This is a genomic window from Bradyrhizobium sp. in8p8 (genome assembly GCF_000426845.1).
Taxonomy (GTDB): Bacteria; Pseudomonadota; Alphaproteobacteria; order Rhizobiales; family Xanthobacteraceae; genus Bradyrhizobium; species Bradyrhizobium japonicum_C.
In genome coordinates, this window is the sequence record NZ_AUGD01000012.1 from 1 (window position 1) to 18,053 (window position 18,053).

Annotated in this window: 22 protein-coding genes; 12 read left to right on the top strand and 10 right to left on the bottom strand. The window is 61.2% G+C overall.

Annotation, left to right across the window (positions count from 1 at the left end; translation table 11 throughout):
* The first annotated feature begins 65 nt into the window (after positions 1-65).
* Positions 66-1,622, top strand: coding sequence for an ISL3 family transposase (locus K408_RS0126925; protein ID WP_024342178.1), 1,557 nt, complete (start codon positions 66-68; stop codon positions 1,620-1,622).
* A 733-nt stretch (positions 1,623-2,355) separates the two neighbouring features.
* Positions 2,356-2,670: a hypothetical protein gene (locus K408_RS0126930; RefSeq protein WP_155248702.1), complete on the top strand. Its 315-nt coding sequence runs from the start codon at positions 2,356-2,358 to the stop codon at positions 2,668-2,670.
* Positions 2,671-2,768: 98 nt separating this feature from the next.
* Here the strand turns inward: K408_RS0126930 and K408_RS43535 are convergent, their stop codons facing one another.
* Positions 2,769-3,098, bottom strand: a complete 330-nt coding sequence (locus K408_RS43535; RefSeq protein ID WP_024342176.1) for a DUF6522 family protein — start codon at positions 3,096-3,098, stop codon at positions 2,769-2,771.
* A gap of 71 nt (positions 3,099-3,169) precedes the next feature.
* Here K408_RS43535 and K408_RS42305 point away from each other — a divergent pair, with 71 nt between their 5' ends.
* From K408_RS42305 to K408_RS0126950, 3 genes are all read left to right on the top strand, one after another.
* Positions 3,170-3,697: a hypothetical protein gene (locus K408_RS42305; RefSeq protein ID WP_155248700.1), complete on the top strand. Its 528-nt coding sequence runs from the start codon at positions 3,170-3,172 to the stop codon at positions 3,695-3,697.
* The gene (locus tag K408_RS38790; protein WP_051160739.1) at positions 3,675-3,863 is read left to right on the top strand and encodes a DUF2249 domain-containing protein; all 189 of its coding nucleotides are present in this window, start codon (positions 3,675-3,677) and stop codon (positions 3,861-3,863) included. The genes K408_RS42305 and K408_RS38790 overlap by 23 nt, the downstream gene beginning before the upstream one ends.
* A gap of 128 nt (positions 3,864-3,991) precedes the next feature.
* Positions 3,992-4,231: a hypothetical protein gene (locus K408_RS0126950; RefSeq protein ID WP_028145999.1), complete on the top strand. Its 240-nt coding sequence runs from the start codon at positions 3,992-3,994 to the stop codon at positions 4,229-4,231.
* Positions 4,232-4,248: 17 nt separating this feature from the next.
* Here the strand turns inward: K408_RS0126950 and K408_RS0126955 are convergent, their stop codons facing one another.
* The 7 genes from K408_RS0126955 to K408_RS0126990 all read right to left on the bottom strand — a co-directional run bounded on the left by K408_RS0126955 (position 4,249) and on the right by K408_RS0126990 (position 8,725).
* Positions 4,249-4,677, bottom strand: a complete 429-nt coding sequence (locus K408_RS0126955) for an RrF2 family transcriptional regulator (RefSeq protein WP_024342174.1) — start codon at positions 4,675-4,677, stop codon at positions 4,249-4,251.
* Positions 4,678-5,089: 412 nt separating this feature from the next.
* The gene (locus K408_RS0126965; RefSeq protein ID WP_024342172.1) at positions 5,090-5,407 is read right to left on the bottom strand and encodes a metal-sulfur cluster assembly factor; all 318 of its coding nucleotides are present in this window, start codon (positions 5,405-5,407) and stop codon (positions 5,090-5,092) included.
* On the bottom strand, positions 5,404-5,949 hold the full coding sequence (locus tag K408_RS0126970; protein WP_024342171.1) for a DUF2249 domain-containing protein: 546 nt from the start codon (positions 5,947-5,949) through the stop codon (positions 5,404-5,406). Before K408_RS0126970 ends, K408_RS0126965 begins: the two co-directional genes overlap by 4 nt.
* Before the next feature lie 11 nt (positions 5,950-5,960).
* Positions 5,961-7,325 carry a hypothetical protein gene (locus K408_RS0126975; RefSeq protein ID WP_024342170.1) on the bottom strand — a complete coding sequence of 455 codons (1,365 nt, stop codon included), beginning with the start codon at positions 7,323-7,325 and terminating at the stop codon, positions 5,961-5,963.
* Between the two features lie 64 nt (positions 7,326-7,389).
* Complete coding sequence (locus K408_RS0126980) at positions 7,390-7,635, bottom strand: DUF2249 domain-containing protein (protein WP_024342169.1); 246 nt, start codon at positions 7,633-7,635, stop codon at positions 7,390-7,392.
* Positions 7,636-7,739: 104 nt separating this feature from the next.
* Positions 7,740-8,078: a ferredoxin FdxA gene (gene fdxA, locus K408_RS0126985; protein WP_024342168.1), complete on the bottom strand. Its 339-nt coding sequence runs from the start codon at positions 8,076-8,078 to the stop codon at positions 7,740-7,742.
* A 164-nt stretch (positions 8,079-8,242) separates the two neighbouring features.
* Positions 8,243-8,725: a DUF6789 family protein gene (locus K408_RS0126990; protein WP_024342167.1), complete on the bottom strand. Its 483-nt coding sequence runs from the start codon at positions 8,723-8,725 to the stop codon at positions 8,243-8,245.
* 249 nt (positions 8,726-8,974) lie between these two features.
* On the opposite strand from K408_RS0126990, the gene K408_RS38800 reads away from it, so the two are divergent.
* The 6 genes from K408_RS38800 to K408_RS38810 all read left to right on the top strand — a co-directional run bounded on the left by K408_RS38800 (position 8,975) and on the right by K408_RS38810 (position 13,841).
* Positions 8,975-9,655 (top strand): TetR/AcrR family transcriptional regulator, encoded by a 681-nt coding sequence (locus K408_RS38800; RefSeq protein WP_024342166.1) that lies wholly within the window; start codon positions 8,975-8,977, stop codon positions 9,653-9,655.
* Between the two features lie 184 nt (positions 9,656-9,839).
* Positions 9,840-10,253 (top strand): hypothetical protein, encoded by a 414-nt coding sequence (locus tag K408_RS0127000; protein WP_024342165.1) that lies wholly within the window; start codon positions 9,840-9,842, stop codon positions 10,251-10,253.
* Between the two features lie 22 nt (positions 10,254-10,275).
* Positions 10,276-10,692 (top strand): hypothetical protein, encoded by a 417-nt coding sequence (locus K408_RS0127005; protein WP_024342164.1) that lies wholly within the window; start codon positions 10,276-10,278, stop codon positions 10,690-10,692.
* Between the two features lie 11 nt (positions 10,693-10,703).
* Entirely contained in the window at positions 10,704-11,948 is a 1,245-nt protein-coding gene (locus tag K408_RS38805) for an efflux RND transporter periplasmic adaptor subunit (protein WP_155248703.1), read from the top strand.
* Positions 11,945-13,078: an ABC transporter permease gene (locus K408_RS0127015; protein WP_024342162.1), complete on the top strand. Its 1,134-nt coding sequence runs from the start codon at positions 11,945-11,947 to the stop codon at positions 13,076-13,078. Before K408_RS38805 ends, K408_RS0127015 begins: the two co-directional genes overlap by 4 nt.
* A gap of 1 nt (position 13,079) precedes the next feature.
* The gene (locus K408_RS38810) at positions 13,080-13,841 is read left to right on the top strand and encodes an ABC transporter ATP-binding protein (protein ID WP_024342161.1); all 762 of its coding nucleotides are present in this window, start codon (positions 13,080-13,082) and stop codon (positions 13,839-13,841) included.
* A 10-nt stretch (positions 13,842-13,851) separates the two neighbouring features.
* On the opposite strand, the gene K408_RS0127025 is transcribed toward K408_RS38810, so the two are convergent.
* Complete coding sequence (locus K408_RS0127025; RefSeq protein ID WP_028146001.1) at positions 13,852-14,652, bottom strand: succinate dehydrogenase iron-sulfur subunit; 801 nt, start codon at positions 14,650-14,652, stop codon at positions 13,852-13,854.
* Between the two features lie 14 nt (positions 14,653-14,666).
* Positions 14,667-15,560, bottom strand: coding sequence for a ferritin-like domain-containing protein (locus K408_RS38815; protein WP_024342159.1), 894 nt, complete (start codon positions 15,558-15,560; stop codon positions 14,667-14,669).
* A 192-nt stretch (positions 15,561-15,752) separates the two neighbouring features.
* Here K408_RS38815 and K408_RS0127035 point away from each other — a divergent pair, with 192 nt between their 5' ends.
* Positions 15,753-18,053, top strand: coding sequence for a NosR/NirI family protein (locus K408_RS0127035; protein ID WP_024342158.1), 2,301 nt, complete (start codon positions 15,753-15,755; stop codon positions 18,051-18,053).

Sequence of the window (18,053 nt, forward strand, 5' to 3'; positions counted from 1 at the left end):
GGGTCTGACTCATTTCTGATGAAGTTTGCCGGGCGACTGTGGTTCTTCAACGGAGAATCGGCGCCATGCGGACAGGCTTTCGAATTTCATCGCTCGTACCGAGTGGTTTGGTGTTTGATGGCGTAAGTGATTCAGAGGATTCGGTTATTCTGGCTGTTCGGTCAGAGGCTGCCGAGGCCCAGTGCCCTTTGTGCACGACAGCATCGCGCCGAATCCATAGCCGTTACATCCGGCACGTGGCCGATTTGCCATCAGCGGGCAGAAAGGTGCGCCTCCGATTGCTCACGCGGCGCTTCACATGCGAGGTGCCGCATTGCCGCCGGCGGATCTTCGCGGAGCGGTTCGGAGAAGACATCGTCCCGCTGCGACGGCGTCGGACAGCACGGCTGGAATACATCGTCCATCACTTGGGGTTGGCGCTCGGCGGCCGGCCGGCGGCAAGCTTCGCCAAGCGGCTCATGCTGCCTGTCAGCAACGATACCTTGCTACGGGTGGTCCGCCGGCGGACGGCGATGCCGACCGATCCATTGCTTGTTGTGGGCATCGATGACTGGGCGTTCCGGAGAAACCATCGATACGGGACGATCGTGTGCGATTTGGAGCGTCGGCGGATCGTAACCCTGCTGCCCGACAGGGAGACTGCGACCGTTCGGGCGTGGCTATCGAAGCACCCAGCGATCAAAATTGTGTCGCGGGATCGCGGTGGTGGATATGGCGAGGCAGCAGCCAAGGCGCTCCCGAACGCCATCCAGGTCGCCGACCGTTGGCATCTGATGGAAAATGCGAGCGCGGCCTTACTTGATGCGGTGCGCCGCTCCATGAACAGAATCCGAACCGCAATCGGAGCGACAACGATCAATCCGGAATTGCTGACCTATGCGGAAAAGCTGCGCTATCAGGGCTATCTGCGGCGCCAGGACAGCCATGCCGCAATTGCGGCTCTCATCAGCGACGGTGTGCCGTTCAAGGAGATCGTCCGCCGCACAGGACATAGTCGCAATCTGGTTCGCCAAATTAGCCGCGGTGGCGGTACGGATATGTTCCGCACCCGTCAAAGCACCCTGGACGGGCACCTGCCGTTCCTGGACGGGCAATGGTCAGGCGGCTGTCGCAACGGTGCCGAACTCTGGCGCCGTTTGAAGGGACAAGGCTTCAAGGGATCGCTGCGCGTGGTGGCGGAATGGGCGACGCGACGGCGGCGTGCCGAGACTATCAGCCATCAACAATTGCAGAAGGTCCCCGCCGCCAGGACGATAGCGCAGCTGATGACGACGAAGCGCGACCACCTGACCAGGGCCGAGACCGTCACGCTTGCCGTCATCGAGCAAAACGTTCCTATGCTGGCCGATGCCCAAGCTCTCGTTGGCCGCTTCCACGCGATGATCCGAAAGAAGGCCGAGATGGAGCTCGAACCTTGGATTGAGGAATCCAAGCGGAGCCTCATTGCCTCGTTCGCGAATGGCATTGCCAACGATAAGGGCGCGGTGCACGCGGCTATCACGCAACCATGGTCCAATGGCCAGGTGGAAGCTCAGATCACCAAGCTCAAGCTGGTCAAACGGCAAATGTACGGGCGCGCTAAGCTCGATCTCCTTCAGGCTAGGCTGATTGGTGCGCCATAAAAACAATCCCGATCATCGAATATGCGTCAGAGCCAAGTTTAGACGCCGATTGACAAACAAAACGGGTCTCGTACGACGTTTTTTGTGGTCGATGTTGCGCGGCCAGATTGCTGTGCGACTTTTCCTTGGTTTCTCGTCTTCACGCGTTCGATACAGCGCGCAGATCCGGTCGTACAGGTCGATTACGCGCTCGTCGTAGAATAGGATATTAGGGCGATTAAAACGGACAATCTGTTCTGCTTGTTGCCGCAGGTTATTGCTTGCTGCAGAACCAGAACCGGATTGTTCGGGTCGCGGGTTCAATTCGCTCCCCCGTTACCATGCGCTACGATTTTGTGCGCCAAACTGCGATCTTCCACGATTTTGTACCCTGACGGTAGTGCCCCAAGCGGGGTGAGGGGTGCCATATCACCCGTGGCATTCACGAAGAGATCAAATCCGAGCAATAGCGGTGAACATCGTGCGCGCGGTAGAAGTTGTTTGCGGCTATTTCGTGCAGAACGTAGTGATCACCTGAACTGGCATTGCACCGTCCCAGGATGATGGGACGCCAATTGTCGGCGATCGCCAAGATCGTGCCATCTGGTTGACATCGGTCAATGCTGCTCATGACATCTCGGCTCATGTTTCGCGCATGATGCGGGCGGTCTGGCTGGGTACAGCGACTGTAATCCTTGCGACTGCATCCTCGGCGTGGGCCGGGAGCGAGTGGCTGGACAGCCGACGCCTGGAAGTGAGCGAGATCAAAGCCCACTGCGAGCGGGTCAGCGACGTAAGACTGCTGGCGCGGATGCAGATGATCGCGTCTGGCAACGAGCGCTGGCGGCGGCTATCGCGACAAGAACTGGCGATCGATGCCGCCGTCATGGGTATGCCTCCGCTCAACCCCGACCGCTGCTACATCATCGCGCGCGCCGGCCCAGCCCACGAGGGGGAGCGCCGCGCCTTCGAGGTTCGCGACTTTGCTGTCAGCGCAGCGCGGACGTCGGTCCTCCTCATTGGCCATGCCTATGATCTGCCCCTAGGCGGGGCAGAGCCGAGTCCCTGATGGCAAAGCCAGGGTCCTATCGACGCCGTCAACCACGTTCGCTCGCCTCCAGTCTGGCAGGGTCGTGCAAGTCGGTCACTCCCTCGCGGAGCACCCGGTCAAGCGCCCGACCGATGCAGGTCGTCCGGAAGCGGACGGTCGCCGAAATCGATGACCGATCCGCGGATGATCTGGCCCGTCAGATCCGTGCTCAGCCGCGCTCGGCGGCTGCGGTAGAAAAATGTAAGTCGGAATTCGCCCTCGTTATCCTCGATACCACGTTCGCAGACACTCCTGATCGCGCCCTCTCGCAGCAGGATCGGTATCTGCGAAGCTGGCACATGCAGAAGCTCACCCAGGAGCTCGGCGCCGACGATGAATGCATCGTCCTCAATTTCGATCCGGGGCGAGGATGGTTCTGCCGTTTCGGCTCGTTGGCTGTAGTGCATCGCGTTTCCCCTTGCTAGGTTGTTTCAAAAGATATATTCCACATATATCTTATATCTCGGAAGGTCAACCGATGCACCATCAGGCTAGGCTGGATAGTCAACCGGGCGTGCGGCCGCGGCCGGGCACAAATTCACGCGCCGTCGCGCCTATCAAACACAGGGCCCGTGACCGCAAGCGGCGCCCGAAGCCCTCGACCGACGAACTCGCCTTCAGAACGCTGGCTGTGTTCCGTGCGCATCCCCACATCAACAATGTTCTAACCCACATATCCCGCGCCGACTGGACAGTGATCGAGCGATCCCTTGCTTCCATCCTCGATCCGGCAACGACAAGCGACGCTCTTTCACCGCTTGAGCAGAACATCATTGATCTGATGTGTGCTGATCGCGGCATCACGGGCCGAATCCTCAAGCCCTATTTTCATGCGCTACTGCACAGACTTCTCGAGCCACGCCACGCCGAACGGATGATCCGTCACGTCGAGCTGTTGTTTCTTGAGATCGAATGGAAAGCACAGCAACCCACCTCCACTTCGCCCGTGCAGCGTAATAACCCTCCGACAGAGGAATCTGGTCATGTCCGAAACGAATCCCAGTGAACGCGTCATCAAGGTTGCGGACATAGATCCGCAACATCGCCACGCGATTCTTTCCCGCCTGTTTGAACATCTCGCGCCCGATGATCCGCTGCAGATCGTTGTAGACCATGATCCCAAGCGACTCCGTATGCAGCTGGAGGCGCGCAACGGCTCGCGCTGCGGCTAGTCGTACTTGGAGAAGGGCCCCGACGTCTGGCGCGTGCGCCTGCGACTGCTGAGCACGGGGGTGCCCGACCAACCCGCTCATGACCGATGATGGTCCTAGCCCTCGATCATCAAATTCGGAGAACAGATATGCTGAGCAACTCTCATAACTTCGTCCGCCCTGCGGATGAGGCGGAATGTGCCTATCTGGAATCGCTCATCCTGGAGGATTTTGCGCGATGTCACCCCGGCGAGACGCTGGAAGATACCAAGCGCCGGGCGTCGTTCTCGAAGGAGGATAGGGGGCTGCTTCGCGACTGGATGGCTCTTGCGGCCATTCGCGCCGCAGCCGAGCGCGCTGGGGCTCCCATTCTCATTGCGGCCGAATAGCTACGGTCGCGCTCCCGTCAGGCCGCCGGCCGCACGCCGAAATCCTTCGGTCTGAGCATCAGATCCGCAAGCGTGTACTTGTCGAGGACCGCGTTGAACGCCTCGAGCCCCTCGCGCAGGACGCCGCGCAACCGGCAGCAACGGGCGATGATGCATTCGTTGTCAGTGCCGAAACATTCGACCAAAGTGAAATCGGGCTCGGTGGCGCGGATGACGTCTCCAAGCTTGATCCTGTGCGGTGCTTTCGCCAGCGTAAGGCCGCCGGAGCGGCCGCGAACTGCCTTGAGATAGCCGGCTCGCGTCAGCGTATTGGCGATCTTCATGAGATGCGCGCGCGAAATGCCGTAGATCTCGGACGCCTCCTCGATCGTAATCAGCCGATCTCCTTGCGCTGCTGCGAACATCAGGAGCCGAAGGGAATAGTCAGAGAAGTTCGTTAATCGCATCGTTTGTCCACGGGAGTTGGCAGCAATGCGCATGAGGCAAGCATGCGTTACAGAAAGATATAGGTCGTATATATGTTTCGCAAGTCGTGACGATCGGCGGCTGAGTCCATGGCCTCGGGCTGGCCAGACGGCGCGGCGGGGAACTAATTACCTTCCATGGCGGGAGCCCCGCGCTTCGCTGTCTCCTCATTCGACGCACCTAGCCTGGGCGTCAAGCGATGCAGCAGGGCGTTGAAGCGCCGTTCATTTCCCGGGGAGCCGTGGCGGAGGATAACGCAGGCTCTCCCGGCAATTCGGCAGGCGGCGTCCACCTCGCCGGCGTCGGCAAGCTTCTGCAACGCATCAAGGAGCAGCAGGGCGACCTGGCGCTCCGGCGCGGCATGGTCAAATCTCGTAGCGATAAGTTCTCGATTCATTGTCCAAACCCGAGATATTCCTTTGCCACAGCACTCATCATGTCTGGCGTCCAGGGAGGATCATAGGTGAGCCTTACATCGGCTCGGTGGACACCGTTGACCGATTGTGCCGCCGCTCCGACACCATCCCGGAGATAGTCCGTCGCCGGGCAGCCCCTGGTCGTCGTTGTCATCGCAACCCTGGCGATGCCGCCATCCTCGACTGCGATGTCGTAGACAAGACCAAGATCTACAATATTGAATCCGATCTCGGGGTCGATCACGACGCGAAGCGCTTCGCGTACAGTCTCGACAAGCTCATTCGCATCGCTCACGCCGCTTCCTCCTTCCCGATCGCCTTGCGCACCAACAGCCTGTAGGTCTTCCCGTCAGCTTCGAACCCTCCCCGCCATTCATGTCCGCGCTTGCCGAGCTCGGGGAAGAGGAAAACCGGCTCACGGCGGAGAAGGACACTCATGGTTTCGCCCGGCCGCAGCTCTTCAAGAGCTGCAAGCGCGCGCACCATTGGCTCCGGGGGGGCGAGGTCCCGATTGTCTTGGTGACGCGAGGGTTCCGGCCATCCATGGGGCGAGCTGCTGTCTGGAGCCGGCTGGGCCAGCTCGTTTTGTCCCGTACCGGCCACTGCGAAGGACGGCGTGAACATCACCTCCCAGTCTCCGCCGCCGATCTCGCGCGCCGCGTGGTCGAACCCCTTCTTCGCGAGCACCGCGTACAGTGGCACGGGTTCGAATGTCGAGAGCAGCCGGAGAGCCTGTTCGGGACCGAGCTGGCCAACGGCCTGCAAAATAACGGAGAAGGGCTCGCCGCCGTCGTGCAAGATCGGGCGAACGTCGAGTTCATGCGGGACTAGCGTCATCTCATCACTCCCTATCGTCGTGATTGTTGCAGAATGGGCAAGAACAGTCTCAGCCGCGCGACGGCATCGTCGGGCAACATCGAGGCCGGCACCGATCCCAATGTGCGGATGGAGATGAACTGCTTGCATATCGCGGCAGTGGCAACGAGCATCCCGAGTGCTGCGATTTGGAATGCAAGTGATCCATCCAGAAGGGCCGCGATTGAAGCGGCGCCAACGCACCCGAAATAGAGCCAGAACCAGGGAAGCGCGCGCGGTTCGTCGACGAGATCCTGCACGCGCGGCGTCGGGCGCCTGCCGAGCAGCTCACCGTAGCATTCGAGCCAGGTCAGGAAAGCGACGATCTTGTAAAGCTTCGCGAGGCCGAGCCCGGTAAGCCAGCCGAAGGCAAGGAGAAACGCCACCGCGCCGATCCGTCGGTCGATCTCGCCTGATATCGTCACCACGAGCAACAGGATGGTTGCCAGCCCGAGGCCGCCCAATGCCCAGGCTGCCATGCGCGCATTGAGCTCGATCCGTTGCCGCCTGCGAGTGCGGTAGAGCCGGATGATGTCGTAGCCGTAGAAGGCAAGACTGACGGTAGCGAGCGCAAGCGAGATCACAAGCGGATGCGTTGCGCTCCGTTCAAGAATCAGCAGACACAAGGGGCCGCCGACCAAGAGAACCAGGATCGATGCGCTTCCGGTCAGAAGGGCAATTCGGCTGGTGCGATGTTCTTCCTCCGGCGCCAGCATGAACATTGCAAGCAGACGATAGCTTACGCCCATTGCGGTGAAGGTCAGCCAACCGCCGAGGCCCAACGCGGCATGAAACGGAATGCCGGCCGACGTCAGGCGCATGAGGGTGGAATTGGTTGTCCACCCGCCAAGCGCAAGGGAGAAGATCGTCCCGAGCGAGATAACGCCTGCGAGGCTCACAAGGCCGGCGACCACAAACCATGCAGGCAGACCGATCGGGCGCGCCGTCCACATGGTACGGCCGAGATTCCAGATGGTCAGCGCGAAGCCCGCCGTGAGGCCGACGGCGCCGAGAGGCAACCACGGCAGCGCGCCCACGGGGTAGCCCGCCATGCGCAGAAACCCGACGAGAAGGCAGGCCAGGCCGGAAATCAGGAGCGCAAGCGCCACCACAGGCAGTTCGGGATGGACAAGCGGTCTTGCAACCAGCACCGGAACGAACTGGTTGAGCGCCCCGCACATCAAGATACTGAGCCAGCCGACGGCAACGAGGTGCACGAGAACCAGCGTCTCGGGGGCTTGAATGCCGTGACTGGGAAAACCGAAGCCGGCGACCATGAGGACCTCGGTGCCGAGAAGTGCCAGCAGGGCGGCCGTGAAGTAGCTCATCGTCCATCTGGACAGAGATACGCCGTTCATGGCTCCTTCCTCCCGCGATCGGAGGGAGCGAAGCGCGCAAACTGCTCCGCTCCCGTTCGGTTGTTCAGGCAGCCTTGGCGAGCTTGCCGATCTCGACCCGCCAGACCGTGGGGCCGCTTTCGACATAGGTCCAGGAGAACTGCTTCGGGTATTCGGCTTCGAGCTGGTAGTAGAGCGGCTTCGGATCGTGGTCATTCACGAGAATGAACGAGCGACCGGCGGCCAGTTCATTGACCAACTGAAAGATCTTCTGGTGGCGCTGCGCGGGGGGAAGGCTGCGCACATCGACAATGGATGCGTCACTGGACATTCTGGTACTTCTCCTCTGGTCGCTCGAGGGTCTGACCCGATCGCCACCGGCGACCTCGGCGGCGGCTCGAAGAGGGCGGTTGGCTCGAACCGAGCCGTTTCGTCTCAGCCGTCACCCGGTTGTGGGCTGAAATGCTCGGCAAACTTGTCGGGCGCGCCATTCCATGCGTCGGCGTCGGGGGGCGGTTCACCCTTCGCCGTGACGTTTGGCCAACTTTCAGCGAACTTGCGGTTGAGTTCGAGCCAGTGCGGGCCGATCGCGGTGTCGGTGTCCGGGAAAATCGCCTCGGCCGGACACTCCGGAATGCATACGCCGCAGTCGATGCATTCGTCCGGGTGAATGACGAGCATATTCTCGCCAACATAGAAGCAGTCGACCGGACAAACCTCGACACAATCCATGTATTTGCATTTGATGCAATTCTCGGTGACGACGTGAGTCATGCTGCCTTCCGATGGGTGCCACCCGCATGGATGCGATAACATATATATGAAATACATGTTAATCCCGGCACGGCAAAAAGCAATATGAAAGATATATCGTTTTGGGGGGTGAAGGTGCGCGTGCGGCCAAGCGTTGCGATTGCGTGCCGGACGTCAGGACGGCATCAAGCAGAGAGCTTGTTGAGAAAATGATAGACCAGGCTCATCGTCACGCTGTAGGCCAATAGCGCCCCGAGCATGAGCATGGCCGGCGCAATGCCAAGGCCAAGCTTGACCGCGAAAAAGCCTCGATCGACAAGGGGAAAGAACAGAAGTCCCATTATCAGCCACGCGCAAACACCGAATGACGCTCCCTTGAGCAAGGGACTGTTTCCGGGAAGGACCCGATACGTCTGAGCGAATACGAATCCCCAGACGATCGCTCCGTTGATGAACGAGAGCAGCCAAGCGACGCCCGCAGGGACTTCCGTTCCGACGAGCCATAACAGGCCTCGCTGGATGTCCTCGTTAGGCTGAAACCCAGGCAGCGGGCCGCTCCTGCTATGCACCAGCATCAACAGCGCGTGCACCACTGTGCCGCAAAACCCGGCAATGAATGCGTTGCGGATTTTTCTGCCGGTCATGCGGGATAAGGCCTCGTTCGGCATTCATGGCATCCCGGCTAGTCGGATAGCGAAAGCAGCGTAACGCGGAACTCCTAGCGGCGACTTGCGCTAGCCTGTTTCGCCGAGGTTACAAATGATAGCGCGAGAGTGGCGCCGTTGCGACGGCGGCTGGCCGCGGGGTCTTAACGAAGGTCACTAGGCGCCGTGGAGCGGCCGGGGCCGAATGGCGGGTCGGCGGATTGACACGAGGCGAAAAAGATAGTAATCGATTACTATCTTTTGGATCCACGAATGCAGACTCAGTACCTTTCAGCCGGTGAGCGCCGTCAGCGTACGGTGGAAGCGGTCGTCACCCTTGCAGGCACACAGAACCCGAGCGAGATCACGACCGCGGCCATTGCCAAGCATATGAGCGTGACGCAGGGAGCCCTTTTTCGTCACTTTCCCAGCAAGGACGCCATCTGGGAGATGGTGATGGAGTGGGTTGCCGAGGGGCTGCTCAATCGCATCGACCGGGCCGCAGCCTCGGAGGCTTCGCCACTCGAAGCCTTGCGGGCGGTTTTTGAAGGCCACGTGAGCTTCGTCATCGAGCATCCCGGGGTGCCGAGGATGATGTTCGGCGAATTGCAGCGTGCTGAGGCGACGCCGGCAAAGAAAGTCGCGCACGGCCTCATGAGACGCTACGCAGAACGAGTAACGCGGAGGCTTGAGGAGGCCAAGAAAATCGGAGAAGTGGCCGCCGAGACCGATTGTCGGGCGGCGGCGATTTTGTTCATCGGCATGATTCAGGGCCTTGTCATGCAATCGATGCTGTCGGGTCACATCGAAGCGGCGCGCACCAATGCGGCCGGAGTTTTCAAAGTGTTTCGGCGCGGGGTGGCTACGCATGGTGGAGTGCTGGCGGCCGAGGGTGGGCGCAGCGCCGTGCGTCGCACGACCAGACGCACCGCGAAGGGCAGCGAGAAGGGTTGAGGTCACAATGCCACAAGCAGCAGCGGTCGCTCTTGACCCGGCCGTACCCGGCAAATCGGAGCCGGCGCGTCAGGCGATGCCGATGATGCCCGCGCGGCCGTTGACCGGGTCTCTCGCCGATGCGCCGGCGTCTATGTCCTGCAGCACTGAGAGGTCCAGGATGATGACAGGTGAGGGGTCGCCGATGATCGATCAACGCAAGTGGCATCTGACCGCGCTGGTGCTGGGAGTGGTCGCGATTCTGTTTGGGATACTGACGATCCTCTCGGGCGGACGTGTCCTTTTCGGTGATGCGGCCGCGCGGTCTGCCGCCGGCGCCGTCGTTCCCTTCGTCCTGTGGTTCAACTTCGCTGCGGGCTTCGCCTACTTGGTGGCGGGGCTCGGATTGATGGCACGCAGAAGCTGGGCTGTCCGGCTCTCAATCGCCATTGCGGCGGCGACGGTGCTCGTCTTCGCCGCGTTCGGTGTGCACGTGTGGAGCGGCGGCGCTTACGAGCTGCGGACCGTCGCCGCCATGTCGCTACGCAGCATCGTCTGGATCGGCATTGCGGTCACCGCATCGCGGCTCGCCAAGGCCCCGAATGCGCCGCTCGCATGATCAAGCAATAGAGAGGCTTGCCGTGTCCGAAGGAACAAAGAACATCGTGGTCGGCCTGATGATGCTGGCGGGCTTCATGGTGTACGGCTTCGTGCTGATCTACCTGCGTGACTTCGCGCCGGGGAAGGAGAAATGGATCGCCGACTACGCCGTCGGCAAGCACTTCGAGTCGCGCCTCGCCCACGTCCACGGCAATCTGTTCGCCCTGATCAACGTCGCCATTGGACTCGTGCTCGCCCGCTTTCCGTTGCCGAAGGCCACTGGTCGCTCGATCTCGTGGCTCGGCATCGCGGGCTTGCTCATGCCTCTTGGCATTCTGTCCGAGGTCTTTTTTTCCGTGCCGCCTCTCCTCGTGCTTGCCGGCGGCGTTGCGATGGTCGTCTGCATGGCGTGGCTTGCCGTCGCGGTCCGGCGCAACATCGCAGCACAGGGAGCCTGACGGTCATGAGCATGCCACCAGCGCCACCCAGTACCGCCAAACACAAGCCCGCAGACGAAGCGCCATCGACGAAGCCACGAGGGCCGTCCGTTCTCCGCCGGCCGGCCGTCCGGCACGCTGTGGTTGGGGCTGGGCTACTGGCATTAATCCTCGCATCTGTCGCCGTCGTCAACAACCGACCTATCCGGGTCGAGGTGGCGGCGGTCGAGCAGAACGTCCCCGTGCGCGTGTTTGGTCTCGGTACAGTTGAGGCTCGCGTCATGTCCAAGATCGGCTTCGAGGTCGGTGCGACGCTCGCGCAGCTCAATGCCGACCATGGCGACCGCGTGACGAAAGGTCAGGTGCTCGCGCGATTGAGCCTCGGCGAGCAGGAGGCCAAGGTCGCCAAAGCCCGCGCTGCGCTCGAAATCGCCGAGGTCAATATCAAGCGCGCGGAAGCCGATCTAGAAAAGGCGCAAGCCGTATTGGTGCAGAAGCAGGAGGTCAACCGGCGCAAGCAGGTACTCGTCGGCCGCAGCGTCGTGTCGGAGCAGACCGCTGAGGAGGCGGTCCGGGACGAGGCGGTGGCAAAGGCAGATGTCCGCGTGGCCGAGAGCGGGATTGCGAGCACCAAGGCGCAGCTGACCGACGCCCAGGCGCAACTCCAGTTCGAAGAGACTCTGCTCAAGCACCGAACGCTCGTGGCACCCTACGATGCGATTGTCATCGAACGGCACAAGGAACTGGGCACGGTCGTCAAAGCCGGCGATCCGATCTTCACGCTCATTGCCGTCGGCTCGTACTGGGGCCTTGCGTACGTCGACGAGGCGCGCGCCGGCTACATCTCGGAAGGCCAGCGGGTCGATGCCCGTCTGCGCTCGCGTCCGCTGGATGCCTTCACGGGCCAAGTTGTGCGGATCGGGCTTGAGAGCGACCGCGTGACCGAGGAGCGCCGCGTCTTCATCAAGGGCGACAATCCACCCCCGCGCGTCTTCCTGGGCGAGCAGGTGGAATTTCTGATTACGGTCGCGAAACTCGACAAGGCGCTGCTCGTGCCGGAAGCTGCCGTTCACGGCTACAATGGGCGCGAGGGCACGGTGTGGACAGTCGAGGACGGCCGGTTGCACCAGCGCCTCGTCAAGTTTCGGCATCGGACAGAGGACGCCCGCCTCGAGATCGTCGATGGTTTGCCTGATGGCGCACACGTGGCGACGCGCGTCGATGTGGGCTTCCGTGAGGGGCGTTCGGCTTGGATCGGTGAGGGCGGGAAGCCATGAATCTCGCCTATCGCGACATAAGGCACAACCTCGGCCGCTTCCTCCTGACCTGCATCGGCCTCGGGCTTCTGCTCGGCGTCGTTCTCGCCATGATCGGCATCTATCGTGGGTTGGTCGTCGAGGCCCTGACCATTGCGCGCGCTCCGGCCATCGATCTGTGGGTGGTGGAAGCAAATACCCGCGGTCCTTTCGCCGAGGCCTCGCGCATTCCCGGTGACCTGCGCGAGGCGGTTGCGCGCATCGCAGGCGTGTCGGCGGCCGGCAGCATCACCTATCAGACGGTCGAGACTGAGCACCGTAGCGGCAAGCTCAGACTCTATGTCATTGGCTATGAGCCGACACGACCGGGAGGACCGCCGCAAGTCATCGCAGGGCGGGAGATCGCCCGCAGTCACTACGAGATGGTGGCCGATAGGAGCACGGGGCTCACTCTCGGCGAACGCATCAATCTCGGCCGCAATGTGTTCACCGTCGTCGGGTTGACGCACCACCAGGTCAACTCCGGTGGAGATCCGGCGGTCTACATCACACTGCCTGATGCGCAGAAGCTGCAGTTTGATCTCGCTCCGCCAGCCGCCCGTGTGCAACTCGCGCGCGGCGCAAGTGGCTCGAGCCGGGACATTGTGAATGCCGTCGTCGCACGGCTGCAGCCCAATGCTTCTCCGGATGCAGTAGCCGAGACGGTGCGCCGCTGGAAGCATCTGGCAGCGATCACGCAGGAGGGGCAGGAGCTGATCTTGACGCGCTCGCTCGTCGACCGCGCTAGGCGCCAGATCGGGCTCTTCACATCGCTCCTGCTCGTAGTATCCGCGGTGATCATCGCGCTCATCATCTACACGATGACCATGGAAAAGCTGAAGCAGATCGCCACCTTGAAGTTGATCGGCGCTCCAGACCGTACGATCATCGGCATGATCGTGCAACAAGCTTTGGCGCTTGGTCTCATCGGGTTCGCCATCGGCGCCACGCTCATCGCCAACATTAAGGATTATTTCCCGCGACGCGTGGTGCTCGAGCCAGACAACGTTCTGATCCTCGGTCTGATCGTGTTCGCAGTGTGCCTCTTCTCGAGCGGTCTTGGCGTTCGTGCCGCACTCCGGGTCGATCCCGCGACGGCACTTGGAGGCTGAGATGACGGACGCGAAAACAAATCGTCCACTTGTGCGGCTCGATCGCATCTCCAAGCACTTCGGCGAAGGCGAGACCCGTGTCGATGCCTTGCGCAATGTCTCGCTCGATGTCTATCCGGGCCAAGTAGTCGCGCTGCTCGGACCGTCGGGCTCGGGCAAGACCACGCTTCTCAACGTCATCGGCTGCATCCTCGATCCTTCGTCCGGCTCGATGGAACTCGATGGAGAGGCGGTGATCGAGGACGGCCAATGGCTGAGGCCCAATCTCAGGCGGCTCAGGCTCGACAAGATCGGCTTCATCTTCCAATTCCACAATTTGATCCCGTTCCTCGACGCCACGGACAACGTGGCGCTCGTGTTGCAGCTGGCAGGTGCAGAAGCAGCCACAGCCCGCGCGCGCGCGGTCGAACTGCTCGACTACCTCGAGGTTGGGCACCGCCGGAGCGCGATGCCGGCCAAGCTCTCGGGTGGCGAGGCGCAACGCGTCGCCATCGCTCGCGCCTTGGCGAACCGGCCGCGCATCATCCTGGCTGACGAGCCGACAGCGGCGCTCGACTCGAAGCGCGCAGGGATCGTCATGGATTTGCTGCGCAAGGTTGCGGTCGAGCAGGACGCCGCGATCATCGCGGTTACGCATGACGAGAAGATCTTCGACCGCTTCGATAGTATCTTCAGCCTGCGTGATGGCCGATTGGAAATGGAGGAGAGAGGCGACGATCAGCGGGAGCCTGACGTTTTCCAATGCAGCAAGTCCGTCTCTTAAACCGCCAGGTTCAAGACTGTCGCTCAACCAGCATTTTCTTGATGAGAGCGATATCTCTGGCGGGGTTGAGCCCCTTTGGACAGGTTTTGCTGCAGTTGAGGATTGTATGGCAGCGGTATAGTCGGAACGGATCCTCAAGCATGTCGAGCCGCTCACCGGTAGCTTCATCACGGCTGTCCGCGAGCCATCGGTAAGCCTGCAATAACGCTGCGGGCCCCAAGTAGCGGTCGGCATTCCACCACCAACTTGGGCAGCCGCCGGTGCAACAGAAGCAAAGGATACACTCATAGTGGCCGTCGAGTGCGGTCCGATCCTCGGGCGATTGGAGCCTCTCACGTCCGCCGGGCGGCGGAGTTCCTGCCTTCAACCAAGGTTCAATCATGGCATGTTGGGTGATTGCGTGTGTGAGATCAGGCACCAGGTCCTTGATCACGCGCATGTGGTTGAGCGGATAGATTCGGACGCACCCATTTATGTCTTCGATCGCACGCGTGCACGCGAGCCAGTTCATCCCGTCGATGTTCATCGCGCAGCTGCCGCACACACCTTCACGGCAGGATCTCCGAAAGGTGAGCGTCGGATCAACATGGTTCTTGATCGTGATAAGAGCGTCAAGAACCATCGGGCCACAGGCATCAAGATCGATAAAGTATGTATCCAGCCGAGGCCCATCGTCACCATCGGGGTCGAAGCGATAAATCTGAAATTCTTTGACGCGTTTCGCGGCGGCCGGTGCAGGCCAGTTCTTGCCGAGACGCAGCCGAGAGTCCTTTGGCAATCCGAGATTTGATCCGATCGGCAGGGATCTCATCGTCTTCTCACCGATCACGCGCCCGAAGCTTGTTCGCCGCGGAGCGGCCTCAACGCTCGGAGCCAGGCCAGGCGCGCGATCGAACACTGGGCCAACCTTTGGAGCGATTCCAGGCTCTTGGCATCCTTGGTTGCCTCTGCCTGTTCAAGGTACGAATCCACCAGGGCTTCCGCGATCATAGGAGGATCGCTGGCGACCAGCTCGGTCGGAGATCGTCCCAAATGCTCTACCTGACTGGACATCTGACGGCTTTCGCGGGAGAGCTCGCGTGCACGCTCCGCGCTCGCTCCGTCCATGCCGGTCGCAAGTTCGGCAAGATATTGCGCGAGCCGCCGTTCAAGCGTCGCTGCATCTACCTCCTTGGCTCCCCCTGTCGCTCCTCGCGGTGCCGGATGTTCTCGGTGATAGGCGCGACGCCGCTCTTTGCGCAGGGTCGCAACATGGCTTAGCTCCTCGCGGGCCATCGCCTCCGCCGCGCTCTTGATCTCCGTGTCTTGCGCAAACGCCGCGAGGTAGGACCAGAATGCGAAGGCCCGTTCCTCATTCTGTACGGCTATTGCGAGCGCTCGGTAAGGCGTCATCAAACGCGACGTTCTGATTTCAGCGGACGCATCGCTATCGAATGTTTCCGGTGCTTGCCAGCGGACCAGAGCAGGATCGGGCGCCTTGCCGCGCCGCGACTGCGACCAGTGTGTAACGCCATCGACGTGCTCGCGCTCGGCGGCAGCGAGGTCGCTAAACACCTTGGCCAGCTCCGATCGGCCTTGACGCTCCATTTCTTCGGCAAGTTGGGAGTATTTAGTTGCCGCTTCCTGTTCCATCGCGCTGGCGAGTGCGAACAGTTCATCTAGCGAAGCCAAGGCCCCCGCGGGCTCGGCCTTCAAAAGTGTGCTTCGCAGCAAGGGCATGTGGGCTTCCTTGGCTATCTGCTGCAGCCCAGAATTCTATGATCCCCAGATAAATGAATTGCCTTGACGTAAGTCAATTGGATTTGTTGGATTTGGCTCAATTGGAAGCTGTGCCCGACTGTCAGTGGCGACATGCGGACATCAAACATTCTGTGTCGGTCATGGGGCCGGCCGGTGCGCTTAGGGTGCTGCATGGCCCGTTGTTCTGTCGCCACCTCGACCCGCCGCGAAGTCGGCTTCGCGCTCGCAGTTCTGCTCGGGATTTGCGCAGCGCTTTGGACTCAAGCAGCCTGCGCGGCCAGCGAGCTAGCCAACTTCCTGCCCAAAGTGTCGGCCGCGAACTTCTTTCCGGATGCCGACCGCTTTGGTCCGGCGCAGGGTGACCCGCCGATCGCTCCCGCCTACAAGGGCGATCAGCTGGAAGGTTTCGTCTATCTCAATTCCGATTTCACCAACGCTGTCGGCTATTCCGGCAAGCCGATCCATATCCTCGTCGGTATTGATCCAAAGGGCATCATTAAGGCGCTGAAACTCGTCGATCACAAGGAGCCGATTGTCCTCATCGGCATTCCGGAGGCGCGCATCGTGGCGGCTGTCAACGGCCTCATTGGCAAGGACATGAAGCCGGTGGCGCGAGGTGCCGAACAGCCGCCGCAAGTCGACATCGTCAGTGGCGCGACCGTCACGGTTCTGGTCATGAGCGACAGCATCGTTCGTTCCGCCTCGAAACTGATCCGCAGCGGCCGTATCGGCGGCGGCGACACCGCAACGGCAGCCTCAGCGCTGCCACCGGTGACGAAGACGGTCGATTTTGAACGCAGCGAAGTCCGTGATTGGGGGAGTCTCGCCGGGGATGGCTCCGTGCGGCGTTTGCACCTGAGCATCGGCGACGTCAACGATGCCTTTGCCAAGTCGGGGAATCCGGCCGCCGCGCAGTATCCGGAGCCCGGCGACCCTGCTGATACCTTTGTCGATCTCTACGTCGCCCTGGTCAGCGTGCCGACCATCGGACGGAGCCTCCTCGGCGATGAAGGTTATCAGAGACTAAAGGATCGATTGCAGCCGGGTCAGCAGGCCATCATCGTGGCCGACAATGGCATCTACTCCTTCAAGGGCTCGGCCTACGTGCGGGGCGGCATATTCGATCGAATCGAGGTGTTGCAGGAAGGATCGAGCACCCGCTTTCGGGACCGCAACCATACTCGCTTGGGCGGTCTCGCAGCCGCTGGCGCACCTGAGTTCAAGGAGATCGGGCTGTTCGTCACTCCGCCCGAATTCACGCTCGATCCCACCGAGCGCTGGCAATTGAAACTGTTGGTGCAGAGAGCTGTCGGCGGGCGTGATAAGGCTTTTCTCACCTTCGACCTCAATTACGACCTGCCCGATCGCTATGTCAAACGCGAGCAGCGCGCGGTACCTGTTCCGGCCACCGCTCCAGCGCTTGCTGCGCAACCTGCCGCGCCGGCCCAGTCGTCTGCGCAGGCAGCCGACCAAGAAGAGCCGCTGTGGGTGCGGATGTGGCGCTCGCACATAGCCTCGATAGTGATCACGGCGCTCGCGCTGGGCATGCTCACCATCATTTTCTTCTTCCAAAATTTCCTGGTTCGACGACCCATCTTCTACACCTGGGTTCGCCGCGCCTATCTTGTGTTCGTGCTGTTTTGGCTCGGGTGGTACGCCAATGCGCAGCTCTCTGTCGTCAATGTAGTGACCTTCACGAATGCGCTGGTGACCGGCTTTCACTGGGAGTTTTTCCTGGCCGCGCCGCTGATATTCATTCTATGGGCGGCAACTGCCGGTGGACTTCTGTTTTGGGGCCGAGGGCCCTTCTGCGGCTGGCTCTGTCCGTTCGGCGCACTGCAGGAGCTCACAAACACTGTTGCGAAGTGGCTCAAGGTTCCGCAGATCACGGTGCCATGGGGTCTGCATGAACGGCTGTGGCCGATTAAATACATAATCTTCCTCGGACTACTCGGCCTGTCGCTCTACTCCGTAGAATTGGCCGAGAGATTTGCGGAAGTCGAACCCTTCAAGACAGCTATCATCCTGAAGTTCGCGCGAAGTTGGCCGTTCGCGCTCTATGCGGTCGCGTTACTCGTTATCGGCCTCTTCATCGAGCGCTTCTTCTGCCGTTACCTTTGCCCCTTGGGCGCGGCGCTCGCTATTCCCGGCCGGATGCGGACGTTCGAATGGCTGCGTCGCTGGCAAGAATGCGGATCGCCCTGTCAGCGCTGCGCCAAGGAGTGTCCTGTGCAATCGATTCATCCGGAGGGTCACATCAACGTGAATGAGTGCATCTACTGCATGCACTGCCAGGAACTCTACTATGACGACCAGCGCTGCCCGCACATGATCCAGGTGCGGCTGAAGCGCGAGAAGTTTGCCGCGATGTCGTCGCCCTCGATGCGCCCCGGCGGCAAAGGGCCGCAAACGGTCATCACCCACGCCGGAAAGCCCATCCCGGCAGGTGCCAGCACTAACCCATCGACCTGA